Origin of the sequence: Pseudomonas sp. So3.2b (assembly GCF_019464415.1) — a bacterium.
GTDB classification, from domain to species: domain Bacteria; phylum Pseudomonadota; class Gammaproteobacteria; order Pseudomonadales; family Pseudomonadaceae; genus Aquipseudomonas; species Aquipseudomonas shahriarae.
The window spans coordinates 2,242,786-2,257,401 of the sequence record NZ_CP080494.1; the positions used below are offsets into that span (position 1 = coordinate 2,242,786).

General features: G+C 61.4%; 7 protein-coding genes. All 7 read left to right on the forward strand.

Features of this window, described 5'->3' with window-relative positions; all coding sequences use genetic code 11:
- The first annotated feature begins 146 nt into the window (after window positions 1–146).
- Complete coding sequence (locus K1X80_RS10270; RefSeq protein WP_220172872.1) at window positions 147–5,078, forward strand: membrane-targeted effector domain-containing toxin; 4,932 nt, start codon at window positions 147–149, stop codon at window positions 5,076–5,078.
- A gap of 332 nt (window positions 5,079–5,410) precedes the next feature.
- Window positions 5,411–8,065: a DNA gyrase subunit A gene (gyrA, locus tag K1X80_RS10275; protein ID WP_170060021.1), complete on the forward strand. Its 2,655-nt coding sequence runs from the start codon at window positions 5,411–5,413 to the stop codon at window positions 8,063–8,065.
- A 227-nt stretch (window positions 8,066–8,292) separates the two neighbouring features.
- A complete protein-coding gene (serC, locus tag K1X80_RS10280; protein ID WP_128593801.1) occupies window positions 8,293–9,378 on the forward strand; it encodes a 3-phosphoserine/phosphohydroxythreonine transaminase in 1,086 nt (361 codons plus the stop codon).
- Window positions 9,378–10,472, forward strand: a complete 1,095-nt coding sequence (gene pheA / locus K1X80_RS10285) for a prephenate dehydratase (protein WP_025113086.1) — start codon at window positions 9,378–9,380, stop codon at window positions 10,470–10,472. Before serC ends, pheA begins: the two co-directional genes overlap by 1 nt.
- 9 nt (window positions 10,473–10,481) lie before the next feature.
- The gene (gene hisC / locus K1X80_RS10290; protein WP_220172873.1) at window positions 10,482–11,594 is read left to right on the forward strand and encodes a histidinol-phosphate transaminase; all 1,113 of its coding nucleotides are present in this window, start codon (window positions 10,482–10,484) and stop codon (window positions 11,592–11,594) included.
- 28 nt (window positions 11,595–11,622) lie between these two features.
- Complete coding sequence (locus K1X80_RS10295; protein WP_258571565.1) at window positions 11,623–13,833, forward strand: bifunctional prephenate dehydrogenase/3-phosphoshikimate 1-carboxyvinyltransferase; 2,211 nt, start codon at window positions 11,623–11,625, stop codon at window positions 13,831–13,833.
- The gene (gene cmk, locus K1X80_RS10300; RefSeq protein ID WP_057439220.1) at window positions 13,830–14,519 is read left to right on the forward strand and encodes a (d)CMP kinase; all 690 of its coding nucleotides are present in this window, start codon (window positions 13,830–13,832) and stop codon (window positions 14,517–14,519) included. The genes K1X80_RS10295 and cmk overlap by 4 nt, the downstream gene beginning before the upstream one ends.
- Window positions 14,520–14,616: the final 97 nt, after the last annotated feature.

The window sequence follows — 14,616 nt, forward strand, 5'->3', positions numbered from 1 at the left end:
GGTCAGTAGTACAAGTGTAAGGCCGTCTGGGCGAGGGGTTCTCGCAGGATGGTGATCAATGTCACGGCATTTCTGAGTGTGGGCGTCAGCGCCCGCGAGCATGACGATGTGGCCGTGGCCCATGATCACCTTCGGGGCACCTATTCATGTCTACCGTTACATCTGCTTCCATGCCTGACCCGCTCATTGACGACCGTGAGTTGATGGGCGTCCTTCCAGTGCCCAGCCGGGCCTGGCATCTGCAACAGCTGCAAGCCGAGAGTGCATTTTGCGAACGCCTGGTGCGGCACCAGCCGTCGCTGGCGCGCATCAGTGGCGAAGCGTTCCAGCAGGCGCTTGATCGCCAATTTCCCGAGCTGGAAATCGACCCTGATACGGTGTGGCTGCTGGAGGAGCTGCCATCCGGTGTCACGCCGCGTTCAATGACCCAGGCGATGCAGGAGATCCTGGTGTCAGGCGCGGCCCCGCTCGACTCCTCCATAAACGGTTTTTCTGCGATCAACCCTGCAACGGGCCACCAGAGCCTGCTCGATATTGATCCTGAAACGTTCGTCGAGGTGCTCAATCAGCATCTTCAGGGGCTGTTCGAGCATTTCCGCCAGCACCTGGACCGGTTCTGGTACAACCCTGTTCGCCAAGGCAATGAGTTGACCTCGCGTGACACCTGGCTGCGTTATCGCCAGGGTGAACTGGCGGCAGAAGCGGCGTTACGCAGGGCCGATAACCTGGCGGATCCGACGGTTGGGCTCACGGCCGATGGCTGGGCCCTGGCGCGCAGCCTGCTTGCCGAGCAGTCCCAACCCGCGAGCGACCCGCCCAAGGTGGCAATGTTTCGCCTGGTGCTCAGAGGCGCAGGCCAGGATATCAATCTGTCGGCTGCGTTTGTGTTGGCGTGGCGGGGAGGGCTGACCAAAAGTCGGCCGGTGCTGCTTTATACGCCGCAGCGCGGCCTGGAGGAGTTTGCCAGCGACTCTGCAATATTGGCCGCTCTCAGCTTGCGGCAGGCAGTCGCGGGGGAGCGCGATGAAATCCTCGTAAACGTTGCGCAGCCTGAGCGCGAGCAAGTGCTTGCCTTGCGCCGGGAGCGGCGCGCGTATTGGGGGCTGGTGGGGATGCTCCCGGATGCCCGGGGTTCTCTGCTGGGGCAGGTCCTGGACGAGCAACTGGCCCAGCAACGGGTCAATGCGCGCGCCGCTTTTTTGCCCGTCCGGTCGGGGATTGATACCCGGGTTGCGCAGGTGCTGGCGCTGCCCACAGGCTTGCCGGGGGACCTGCTCCGGCGCCCGCTTCGCCCTGATACGTTGCCGGTGGTGCCCTCTGCTGGCATTGCCGTGGGCGACCAGCAACAGAACCTGATACGGCAGATAAACAAGCTAAACCGTTTGACGGGGCAATTGCTTGCGGGCGCGCCCGGGTTTGATGGGTTTTTCCAACAGCAGTTGAAAACACTGTTCCCCAGCTTCAGCGGGAAGATCAGCCCCTTGCAGATCTATTTCACCCGTTCTCGAACCGATGGGCGGCCATATGCGTCCCAGACGCTGGAATCGCTGCTCGATACGCTATGGGAGGGCGGTGGTACTGACGACTATGCGGACGGCGCGTTTTACGTAGAACCCAATACCCTGGATGAAGGTTACAGGCTGCAGCAGGTCGGCACGCCGAGCAGCCTGGTGATGACGCTGAAACAACAATTTGCCGGGCTGCTGGGCGAATTTTGGAGTACGGCTCAGCGCGACCAGGGCGCGCCCGTCGATTTGCTGACGCGGGTGCGCAAGCAAATACTGGCGACCGAATCGGCCTTGCGCACGATGGATGGCACTTTGACCTCGTCCCATCGGCAACTGATCGACGAGGTATTGAAATACCCCACTGCTGTCGCCCGCGAGCTGGCGTTTCCCCTTGCGCAACGCCCCCGGATCTACAGTCTGACTTTGACCGGCGGGGAGCGATTTGCCACGGCGTTTATGCTTAGCCCGGACAGTGTCAGCCCGCCCAGCGGGCCGCTGGTGTTGTGGACGGTTACCCAGGGATTTGAGGCGTTTTCGAGCCTGGCCTGCCTTAATGCCGAGGTGGGGCGGCGCCTTGACGAGGGTGCGCCCGAAGGTCTCCTGTTGGCCGGCGGCCTGCCAGCCGATGTGCGTGGCCAGCAAACCGGCCGTTGGACGGGGCGGCTTGCGCTCGTCCCGGAGGTAATAGAAGGCGATTTTGTCGCCCACGGGGTTGAAGCCTTGCTGAGCAAACAGCAGCGAGATCTGCGCCTGGTGCTTGAGGCTGATAATCGCCTGCGCCCTGGAACGGTGGAGAGAGTCATTGACCTGGCACCCCAGTTGGATACGGCGCCAGCTTTTGTAGTGCGTAACCAGTTGTTGGAAGAACAGGCCGCGCCGGGTTGGCAAAAGGCGTTGGCGGCAACGGATCGGGAGCGCTTGCAGGAGGCGGCGCTGGCCGCGCAGGAAAAAAACCAGGCTCTGGCAGCGTTGCTTGAGGGCCTTGAGTCGTTGCACGGATATGCCAGGCAGAAGCTCAGAGGCAGGCTGCGAGATTTTTTGGAGGCGCGTGGTTTGCCCGGTTCTGCAGTGGAGCAGATCGATCCGGACAAGATCATCGTCGTGCGCACCGAGGCTGTTCGGGTTACCTATGTATCCCAGCCGGGCGTGACGCCGCCTGTTGAAAGCGTGTACGTCGAACGTATGGGCTTGACTGAGCTGACCCTCAAGAACCTCAAACCGTGGGAAGGGAGCATCGCCTGGACGTCGAGGGTCAATATCGAGGCGTCCCTGACGTATGCCGACGGGCGACGTGTGTTCGACGTGCGTGGCGAGGCGCTTAAGCTGTCGCGCGAGACGATTGAGCGCTGGGTAAAAGAAATCGATGCCGGTCATCATTATTGCGAGGACGTTCTAAAGAAAACATTCGCGCCGCCTGCCACCTCGGCGGCGGCCGAGCGGCTGGCACAGGCATGGATGGCGGGCCAGGCTGCCACGTTGGAGTATGCAGCCCAGTCGGCACGGCTCAATCCAGCCATCTATAAAACGGTATTAACGGCTGACCCTGCGAAAAAACGTGCGCAGCAATGGGTGGAGGCGGTGCTGGCGGCATGGGCACCCGCTGCTCGGCCTCGGGTGGAGGGGCGGGCGGTCGTGGCAAATATCCTGATGTTAGGGGTGCCTGACGCCGAGCCTGAGCGCGGGGGGAGCCAGTGGGTGCAGGGGTTGGTCGTGATCTCGACCGCAGAAGATGCCGAGCGGGTGCTTTATGCACCCAATGCGCCCGACGGCCTGGACTTGCGGGAGTTGGCCGGAGATAGCGAGCTGATAGCATTGATCGGCAGGCCGCAGTGGCGGGCCTATCTCCTGGAGCGACTGTGCGTAAAGTCCCAGCAAGTGATTGAAAGCCTGGTCTCGTCGGGTTTGAAATATCAGCTTTTCGCTGAGGGCCTGGCGACTTTTTTCCTCAGTGGCGTGAAGCCACTGGAGCGTCTGCCGCCCTTGAATGTGCAGTTGGTGCCTTGTCGATCGTCCCTGCTGCAAGCCCTGTACTACTTGCAGGTTTTTCGCTTGGTAGAGCTTGCGCAGCGCGGTGCCAATACGAATGCGCAAGTCAGTCGTCAATCGACCTTCAATAAGTTGATGTTTGGGGTAGAGGTGGCAGGGATGCTGCTGGATATGCTGCCCTGGGGGCTTCATTGGGGCTCTTCGATCCCGCGGCTCTGGAGCCGGTTGGCGCACTCTGCGGTGGGTAATTTTCGGGCGCGCGGTCAGGCTATTCCGGGGCTGGTTCTGCGTGATGGGCCTGGTGGATGGCGTCTGAGTATGGATGCTGTAATTGAGGGGGGCGAGGTGCTCGGTGTCAGGCCCCTGGCGATCCGCAGTCCGTTTTTCAGCCCGCCGGCAGTGCCTGCGCGGTCCCTTCTACAGGCGTCGCGCCCGCCAACGCCAGCCTCGCTCATCCCCGAGGCGTGGAAGGCCAGTGCCGTGCCTCGCGACGAAGCGGTCGTGTTGCTCCGAGGTTTGGAACCTAATGCCAAGGGTATTTACCGCACCCAGGCGGGTGAGTATTTGATTCGCCCGGTGGATAGGCAGGGCAATGCAGTGGTATTGCGCATAAAAAGCGATTTCAAGCTCTACGGCGAAGGCGGTTTGACCGTACAGGTCATTGATGCCCAGCGGCGCACCGAGGTGGGTTTTCTGCGCTCCGGCAGGTCTGGGCACTGGCACTCGATCGGGGTCAGGGGCGCGGGGAAATCCGGCTCGAAACTCTCGATGGAATTGCCTGTGGAGGAGTATCTGACAACAGATCAATACAGATTCAACAGCCACGGTTTCCACGGTTTACCTGCTTCAACGGTCGATTACTATGACGCCTGGTTTGTTCGGGATCGTCGGCGATTCTTCGAGACGGTGCAGATACCTCCTCGGCCCGAGGCGCTTTCTCTGGGGGCGTCGGCCACGGTGGATGATCTGATTCGCGGGTGGCCGGAATCGGTGCAAGGTTTGGTGCTGGGGGAAAACCATGCGGAAAAAGCCAGTGTCACGTTTCTGACCGATAAGATGCAGGCGCTTTATGATCGCGGCTTTCGCACGCTGTACATCGAGGGTAGCCATGCCACCGGGTCGCCCATGCTATTGGTTTCGCCCGGTTCGGTGAGTGCGCGCAGCGTGGTGTCAAGGAGGGCCCAGGCCTGTGGCCTGAGGGTGCGTGGGCTGGATGATGACTATTTGACGCTGCGCAGGGATCGCTACACCGGCAGGCCTTCGATTGATATGTCGAGCCGGATTGAAGACATGAATTACTTCGCTGTTCGTCAGATTCAGGCTTATCACCCAGAAGACGGCGGCAGATGGATCGCGTGGGTTGGAGCAGCCCACATGAATACCACCGACGGCGTGCCGGGAATTGCCGAGCTTACCGGGGGGATTGGCGTGCGCATCAGCGACGCCAGGGCCGGGCAGCCCACGGTTCTCAGGGCGCCGGGCAGGCGCGGATGGTTTTCAGGGGCGGCTGCGCCGGATGTGGAAATTGAGTTGGATGTCACCCATTCTCCTGCGCGTCGGCCTGAAGGGCCTGACAATTTATAGGCCTATTGGCGTTTGCGCGGCGAAATACAGCCAATTGCGGGCTCAATTGCGAGGCCGTTGGGTCTCTGAGCGCCTCTCGGCTCCATTCAGCCTGTCACTGGTCAACTAACTACACTCCATGCGCATCAGGGGGATAGGTGCGTGGCGGCGATTGTGATAACATTCGGCGGTTTCCAGGGTCGCCCCGAGGGGCTACCTATAACGTGCAGATCCGTGTCATAACTCGTTGATTTGTCGTAAGTCGTTGTCAGGCACTTTGCCGGCAGCGGCGAGCTTCGTTCGTCTCATATGGACGCGACGAGGTTTCACCCGAAAAAGGAATCAGGCTTCTCATGGGCGAACTGGCCAAAGAAATCCTCCCGGTCAATATCGAAGACGAGCTGAAACAGTCCTACCTCGACTACGCAATGAGCGTAATTGTCGGGCGGGCACTGCCTGATGCGCGCGATGGCTTGAAGCCCGTGCACCGGCGTGTGCTGTTCGCGATGAGCGAGCTGGGTAACGACTGGAACAAGCCGTACAAGAAATCTGCCCGTGTTGTCGGTGACGTGATCGGTAAGTATCACCCTCACGGCGACATTGCGGTGTACGACACCATCGTACGGATGGCCCAGCCATTCTCCCTGCGCTACCTGCTGGTAGACGGCCAGGGCAACTTCGGTTCGGTGGACGGCGACAACGCCGCAGCCATGCGATACACCGAAGTACGCATGACCAAGCTGGCGCACGAGCTGCTAGCCGACCTGCATAAAGAAACCGTGGACTGGGTGCCGAACTACGACGGCACCGAAATGATCCCGGCGGTCATGCCGACCCGTATTCCCAACCTGTTGGTCAACGGCTCCAGCGGTATCGCCGTGGGCATGGCCACCAACATCCCGCCACACAACCTCGGTGAAGTCATCGACGGTTGCCTGGCGCTTATCGACAACCCTGAGCTGACCGTCGATGAGCTGATGCAGTACATCCCCGGCCCGGACTTCCCGACCGCCGCAATCATCAACGGTCGCGCCGGCATCATCGAAGCCTATCGTACCGGTCGTGGCCGCATCTATATGCGCGCCCGTTCGATGATCGAAGACATCGACAAGGTCGGTGGCCGCCAGCAGATCGTCATCACCGAGCTGCCTTACCAGTTGAACAAGGCGCGTCTGATCGAGAAGATCGCCGAGCTGGTTAAAGAGAAGAAACTCGAAGGCATCACTGAACTGCGCGACGAGTCTGACAAAGACGGTATGCGCGTGGTGATCGAGCTGCGTCGTGGCGAAGTGCCTGAGGTGATCCTCAACAACCTCTACGCCCAGACCCAGCTGCAAAGCGTGTTTGGTATCAACGTCGTGGCCCTGATCGACGGTCGCCCGCGCATCCTGAACCTCAAGGATCTGCTGGAAGCCTTCGTCCGTCACCGTCGCGAAGTGGTTACTCGCCGTACCGTGTTCGAACTGCGCAAGGCCCGTGAACGTGGGCACATCCTGGAAGGCCAGGCGGTTGCACTGTCGAACATCGACCCGGTCATCGCCCTGATCAAGGCTTCGCCGACGCCGTCGGAGGCCAAGGAAGCACTGATCAAGATGCCATGGGAATCCAGCGCGGTAGTAGCGATGGTTGAACGTGCCGGTGCCGATTCGTGCCGTCCGGAGACCCTGGACCCGCAATACGGCCTGCGCGATGGCAAGTACTTCCTGTCGCCGGAACAGGCCCAGGCTATCCTGGAACTGCGCCTGCACCGCCTGACCGGCCTCGAGCACGAAAAGCTGCTGGCCGAGTACCAGGAAATCCTCAACCAGATCGGCGAGCTGATCCGCATCCTCAACAGCGCCGTGCGCCTGATGGAAGTGATCCGCGAAGAGCTGGAAGTGATCCGCGCCGAATACGGCGACGTGCGCCGCACTGAAATCCTTGATGCGCGCCTCGACCTGACCCTGGGTGACATGATCCCGGAAGAAGAGCGCGTGGTGACCATTTCCCACGGTGGCTACGCCAAGACCCAGCCGTTGGCTGCATACCAGGCCCAGCGTCGTGGTGGTAAAGGCAAGTCGGCGACGGGCGTCAAGGATGAGGACTACATCGCTCACCTGCTGGTAGCCAACAGCCACACCACGCTGCTGCTGTTCTCCAGCAAGGGCAAGGTGTACTGGCTCAAGACCTACGAGATCCCGGAAGCGTCCCGCGCCGCCCGTGGTCGTCCGCTGGTCAACCTGTTGCCGCTGGACACTGATGAATACATCACCACCATGCTGCCGGTCGAGGAATACACCGAAGGTCACTTCATCTTCATGGCCACCGCCAAGGGCACTGTGAAGAAGACCCCGCTGGAATCCTTCAGCCGCCAGCGCAGCGTGGGCCTGATCGCCCTGGAGCTGGACGAAGGCGACGTACTGATTTCCGCAGCCATTACCGATGGCGAGCGTGAAGTCATGCTGTTCTCCGACGGCGGCAAGGTGACACGCTTCAAGGAATCCGACGTGCGTGCCATGGGCCGTACCGCCCGTGGTGTGCGCGGCATGCGTCTGCCGGAAGGGCAGAAGCTGATTTCCATGCTGATCCCGGAAGAAGGCAGCCAGATCCTCACCGCTTCGGCCCGTGGTTATGGCAAGCGTACCGCCATCGGCGAGTTCCCCGAGTACAAGCGTGGCGGCCAGGGTGTTATCGCCATGGTCAGCAACGATCGCAACGGCCGTCTGGTCGGCGCGGTCCAGGTGCTCGATGGCGAGGAAATCATGCTGATTTCCGACCAGGGCACCCTCGTACGTACCCGTGTTGATGAAGTGTCGAGCCTGGGCCGTAACACCCAGGGCGTGACCTTGATCAAGCTGGCCAGCGACGAGACCCTGGTGGGTCTGGAGCGTGTCCAGGAGCCATCGGAAGTCGAAGGCGAGGAGCTGGAAGGCGAGGAATTCGATGGCGAGGTGATCGCAGCCGGCGATGACAGCGTCGACGAGCCAACCCTCGATGCTGCCGCAGACGAAGAAGAACCGCAGGAATAAGCGGGCAACCAAGGGGGCGGATGAAGATTCGCCCCCTTGTTATTTGTCCCCTTTGAAAATTTGCAATACTGCGCATTCCCTTGTGGGAGCGGGCTTGCTCGCGAAGGCGGTGTATCAGTCAGCGCATGTGTGGCCTGACACGCCGCCTTCGCGAGCACGCCCGCTCCCACATGGGGTTATGTGTCGAACACGAATTATGTGACCACCAGATCAGAGCGAGATTGGATGTGAGCAAGAGAGCCTATAACTTCTGTGCTGGTCCCGCGGCACTTCCTGAAGCAGTCCTGCAGCGTGCGCAGGGTGAACTCCTCGACTGGCATGGCAAAGGCCTCTCGGTCATGGAAATGAGCCATCGCAGCGATGAGTTCGTGTCCATTGCCACCAAGGCCGAGCAGGATCTGCGTGACCTGCTGGACATTCCGTCGGACTACAAGGTGCTGTTCCTGCAGGGCGGCGCGAGCCAGCAATTTGCCCAATTGCCGCTGAACCTGTTGCCCGAAGACGGGACTGCCGACTATATCGACACCGGTATCTGGTCGCAGAAGGCCATTGAAGAAGCCTCGCGCTACGGCAATATCAACGTGGCCGGTACGGCCAAGCCTTACGATTATTTTGCTATTCCAGGCCAGAACGAGTGGAAGCTGTCCAAGGACGCGTCCTACGTTCACTACGTGCAGAACGAAACCATCGGCGGCCTGGAATTCGACTGGGTGCCTGAAGTGGGTGATGTCCCGTTGGTGTGCGACATGTCCTCGGACATTCTCTCGCGCCCGATGGATGTGTCGCGCTACGGCATGATCTACGCCGGCGCACAGAAGAACATCGGTCCAAGCGGCATCCTGGTCAACATCATCCGTGAAGACCTGCTCGGGCGTGCCCGCTCGGTGTGCCCGACCATGCTCAACTACAAGGTCGCGGCCGACAACGGCTCGATGTACAACACCCCGCCGGCCTTTGCCTGGTACCTCTCGGGCCTGGTGTTCGAGTGGCTCAAGGAGCAGGGCGGTGTGGCTGCCATGGGCAAGCTCAACGAAGAGAAGAAGCGCACTCTGTACGACTTCATCGACGCCAGCGGCCTGTACAGCAACCCGATCAGCCTGAGCGCCCGCTCGTGGATGAACGTGCCGTTCCGCCTGGCCGACGACCGCCTGGACAAGCCATTTTTGGCCGGTGCCGACGAGCGTGGCCTGTTGAACCTCAAGGGCCATCGTTCGGTAGGCGGCATGCGCGCCTCGATCTACAACGCCGTCGACATCAATGCCATCAAGGCGCTGGTGGCCTACATGGCAGAGTTCGAAAAGGAACACGGCTAATGTCTGAGCAAGAACTCAAGGCCCTGCGTGTGCGCATTGACGCCCTGGACACCAAAGTCCTGGAGCTGATCAGTGAGCGGGCGCGGTGTGCCCAGGAAGTGGCGCGGGTCAAGATGGCCTCCCTGGCTGAAGGCGAAGTGCCGGTATTTTACCGTCCGGAGCGCGAAGCCCAGGTGCTCAAGCGCGTGATGGAGCGTAACCAGGGGCCGCTGGGCAATGAAGAAATGGCGCGCTTGTTTCGCGAGATCATGTCTTCGTGCCTGGCCCTTGAACAGCCCTTGAAAGTGGCTTACCTCGGCCCCGAGGGGACCTTCACCCAGGCGGCGGCCATGAAGCACTTCGGTCACGCAGTGATCAGCAAGCCGATGGCCGCCATCGACGAAGTGTTCCGTGAAGTGGCCGCTGGCGCAGTGAATTTTGGTGTGGTGCCGGTGGAAAACTCCACCGAGGGCGCAGTCAACCACACCCTCGACAGCTTCCTTGAACACGACATGGTGATCTGTGGCGAAGTCGAGCTGCGTATTCACCACCATTTGCTGGTGGGTGAAAACACCAAGACCGACAGCATCAGCCGCATTTACTCCCACGCCCAGTCCCTGGCCCAGTGCCGCAAGTGGCTGGATGCCCATTACCCGAATGTCGAGCGCGTGGCGGTGTCCAGCAACGCCGAAGCGGCCAAGCGGGTCAAGGGTGAGTGGAACTCGGCGGCGATTGCCGGGGATATGGCGGCTGGCCTGTACGGCCTGACGCGCCTGGCCGAGAAAATCGAGGATCGCCCGGATAACTCCACACGCTTTTTGATGATCGGCAACCAGGAAGTGCCTCCAACCGGCGACGACAAGACCTCGATCATTGTCTCAATGAGCAACAAGCCTGGCGCGCTGCATGAACTGCTGGTGCCGTTCCACGACAACGGGATAGACCTGACACGCATCGAGACGCGTCCTTCGCGCAGCGGTAAATGGACTTATGTGTTCTTTATCGACTTCGTCGGCCACCACCGTGATCCGCTGGTCAAGAGTGTGCTGGAGAAAATCAGTCAGGAAGCCGTGGCACTCAAGGTGCTGGGCTCTTACCCGAAAGCGGTTTTGTGAGGCTTTGACATGAGTGGCAACTTCCTCGCCCTGGCGCAGCCGGGCGTGCAACAACTCTCGCCTTACGTTCCGGGCAAGCCTGTGGACGAGTTGGCGCGCGAGTTGAATCTGGATCCGGCGAAGATCGTCAAGCTGGCGAGTAATGAAAACCCGTTGGGCCCAAGCCCCAAGGTGCTGGCGGCGATCCGTGAAGAACTGGCGGAGCTGACGCGTTATCCCGACGGTAACGGCTTTGCGCTCAAGTCCCTGTTGGCCGAGCGCTGCCGGGTCGAGTTGAGCCAGGTCACCCTGGGCAACGGTTCCAACGACATCCTGGAGCTGGTGGCGCGTGCCTATCTGGCCCCTGGCCTGAACGCGGTATTCAGTGAGCACGCGTTTGCGGTGTATCCGATTGTCACCCAGGCGGTCGGTGCCGAGGCGCGGGTGATTGCGGCCAAGGACTGGGGGCATGACCTGCCGGCCATGCTGGCGGCCATTGATGCCCAGACCCGCGTGGTGTTTATCGCCAACCCGAACAATCCGACCGGTACCTGGTTCGGTGCCGACGCGCTGAACGAGTTCCTGCAGGATGTGCCTGAGCATGTGCTGGTGGTGTTGGACGAGGCTTACATCGAGTATACCGAGGGCGGCGACCTGCCCGACGGCCTGGACTTCCTTGCGGCCTACCCGAACCTGCTGGTATCGCGCACCTTCTCCAAGGCCTATGGCCTGGCGTCGCTGCGGGTCGGCTACGGGTTATCCACAGCTGTCGTCGCGGATGTGCTGAATCGCGTGCGCCAGCCGTTCAACGTCAACAGCCTGGCATTGGCGGCGGCTTGTGCGGCGCTCAAGGATGCCGAGTACCTGGAAGAGGGGCGACGGATCAACGAAAGCGGCATGCAGCAGCTGCAGCAAGGCTTCCGCGAACTGGGTCTGAGCTGGATTGCGTCCAAGGGCAACTTTGTCTGCGTGGATCTCGCCCAAGAGGCCGCTCCGGTATTCCAGGGCCTGCTGCGCGAAGGCGTGATCGTGCGTCCGGTGGCCAATTACGGCATGCCGAACCACTTGCGCATCACCATCGGTTTGCCGGCTGAAAACAGTCGCTTCCTTGAGGCGTTGGCCAAGGTCCTGGCCCGTGGTTGATGTGATTGCAATGCAACCTGCTGTGCCTGTGATCGGTCGCCTGGTGGTGGTCGGTCTGGGATTGATTGGCGGCTCCTTTGCCAAGGGCCTGCGCGAAAGCGGCCTGTGTGGCGAAGTGGTCGGTGTGGACCTGGACCCGCAATCGCGCCAGTTGGCGGTAGAGCTGGGGGTGGTGGACCGCTGTGAGGCGGACTTGGCCGTTGCCTGCCAGGGCGCTGATGTCATTCAGTTGGCGGTGCCGATCCTGGCCATGGAAAAACTGTTGGCGTTGTTGGCCGGCATGGATCTGGGGCAGGCGATCCTCACGGATGTCGGCAGCGCCAAGGGCAATGTAGTGCGCGCGGCGCGCCTGGCGTTTGGCGGCATGCCGGCGCGGTTCGTGCCGGGGCATCCGATTGCCGGTTCCGAGCAGAGTGGGGTGGAAGCGTCCAACTCCCAGCTGTTCCGGCGGCACAAGGTGATCCTCACGCCGCTGGCAGAAACCGACCCGGCGGCCCTGGCCGTGGTGGATCGGCTGTGGCGCGAACTGGGCGCGGATGTCGAGCATATGCAGGTCGAGCGCCATGATGAAGTGCTGGCGGCGACCAGCCATCTGCCGCATCTGCTGGCTTTTGGCCTGGTGGATTCTCTGGCCAAGCGCAACGAGAACCTGGAGATTTTCCGTTACGCCGCCGGCGGTTTTCGCGATTTCACGCGAATTGCCGGGAGCGATCCGGTGATGTGGCACGACATCTTTCTCGCCAACCGCGAGGCCGTGTTGCGCACCCTGGACACCTTTCGCAGTGACCTCGACGCCTTGCGCGACGCGGTCGATGCGGGAGATGGGCACCAGTTGCTGGGCGTCTTTACCCGGGCGCGAGTGGCGCGGGAGCACTTCAGCAAGATTCTCGCGCGCCGGGCGTATATGGATGCTGCCGCCAATGCGGATGATGTGGTGTTTGTCGCCAATCCGGGCGGGCAGTTGAGCGGCAAGATCCGGGTGCCGGGGGATAAATCCATTTCCCATCGCTCGATCATGCTCGGGTCGCTGGCGGAGGGTATTACCGAGGTCGAAGGGTTTCTCGAGGGTGAAGATGCCCTGGCGACCCTGCAGGCGTTCCGCGACATGGGCGTGGTGATCGAGGGCCCGCACCATGGGCGGGTGACTATCCATGGCGTTGGCCTGCACGGCTTGAAGCCTGCGCCGGGTCCGATTTATCTCGGTAACTCGGGTACGTCCATGCGTCTGTTGTCCGGTTTATTGGCGGCGCAGCGTTTTGACAGCGTCCTGACCGGTGATGCCTCGCTGTCCAGGCGCCCGATGAATCGTGTGGCCAAGCCGTTGCGAGAAATGGGTGCGGTGATCGAGACCGGGCCCCAGGGGCAGCCGCCGCTGACTATTCGTGGCGGGCAGGTGCTCAAGGGTATGAATTACACGCTGCCGATGGCCAGTGCCCAGGTCAAATCCAGCCTGTTGCTGGCGGGGCTATACGCCGAAGGCCGGACGGCGGTGACCGAGCCTGCGCCCACCCGCGATCATACTGAGCGCATGTTGCGCGGTTTTGGTTGCCCGGTGGAGGTTAGGGGGGCGACGGTAGCGGTTGAGTCAGGTCATGGGTTGGTGGCAACCCGCATTGAGGTGCCGGGCGATATTTCCTCTTCGGCGTTTTTCCTTGTGGCGGCTTCGATTGCCGAGGGTTCCGAGTTGTTGTTGGAGCATGTGGGGATCAATCCGACCCGCACCGGGGTGATCGATATCCTGCGCCTGATGGGGGCAGACATTACCCTGGAAAACCCCCGTGAAGTGGGCGGCGAGCCGGTTGCAGACCTGCGTGTGCGCGCCGCACGGCTCAAGGGTATCGAGATTCCCCTGGCCCTGGTGCCCCTGGCTATCGACGAGTTTCCGGTGTTGTTTGTCGCCGCTGCCTGCGCCGAAGGGCGCACGGTATTGCGTGGCGCCGAAGAGTTGCGGGTCAAGGAGTCCGATCGCATCCAGGTGATGGCCGACGGTCTGCTGGCGCTGGGGGTGAAGTGTGTGCCGACCCCTGATGGGATTATCATTGATGGCGGCGGCATGACCGGTGGTGAGGTGCATGCCCACGGCGATCATCGGATTGCCATGGCATTCAGCGTGGCATCCCTGCGCGCCACTGCGCCGATTCGTATCCATGACTGTGCCAACGTAGCTACATCTTTTCCGAATTTTCTTACACTGTCTGCCCAAGTCGGCATGCGTGTTGCCCAAGAGGCTCAATTGTGAATATCAAAGCACCGGTGATTACCATCGACGGGCCAAGCGGCTCTGGCAAAGGCACTGTCGCGGGCCTGTTGGCCAAGCGCCTGGGTTGGTGCCTGCTGGATTCCGGGGCGTTGTATCGCCTGCTGGCTTTCGCGGCGCGCAATCACGGCGTCGACCTGACCAACGAAGCCTCGTTGGTGCTGCTGGCGGCGCACCTGGATGTGCAGTTCGTCGGTGCGACCGAAGGTCATGCGCTGCGCATTATCCTGGAAGGGGATGATGTGACGGATGATCTGCGCAACGAGCAGGTCGGCTCCTGGGCGTCCCAGGTTGCTGCGTTGCCTGCCGTGCGTGATGCATTGCTCCAGCGCCAGCGGGCTTTCCAGGAGCCGCCGGGCCTGGTGGCCGATGGTCGCGACATGGGCACCGTGGTGTTTCCCGAGGCGCCGCTGAAGATTTTCCTGACGGCCAGCGCCGAGGAGCGGGCGCGCCGCCGTTACTTGCAGTTGAAGGGCAAGGTGGATGGTGTTAGTCTGTCGAGTCTGCTAGATGAGATTCGTGCGCGCGATGAGCGCGACACCCAGCGTGCGGTAGCCCCGCTCAAACCGGCGGCTGACGCCATACAGCTGGATTCCACGGAATTGTCCATCGAGCAGGTGCTGGAACGCATCTTGAGTGAAATCGCCCTGCGCGATATCGCCGGATGACTTAGAGGAAGTGCAGGGGACCAGTCCTAGACCTGCGCTTCTTCTCTTATATGAACGTAACCCACACCGTCTGGGGTGTGGCAGATGGGCGTATTCT

Excerpts from the sequence above, each read along its gene's own strand:
- K1X80_RS10270 (WP_220172872.1), top strand. The coding sequence starts at position 147 with ATGTCTACCGTTACATCTGCTTCCATGCCTGACCCGCTCATTGACGAC.
- gyrA (WP_170060021.1), top strand. The coding sequence starts at position 5,411 with ATGGGCGAACTGGCCAAAGAAATCCTCCCGGTCAATATCGAAGACGAG.
- pheA (WP_025113086.1), top strand. The coding sequence starts at position 9,378 with ATGTCTGAGCAAGAACTCAAGGCCCTGCGTGTGCGCATTGACGCCCTG.
- hisC (WP_220172873.1), top strand. The coding sequence starts at position 10,482 with ATGAGTGGCAACTTCCTCGCCCTGGCGCAGCCGGGCGTGCAACAACTC.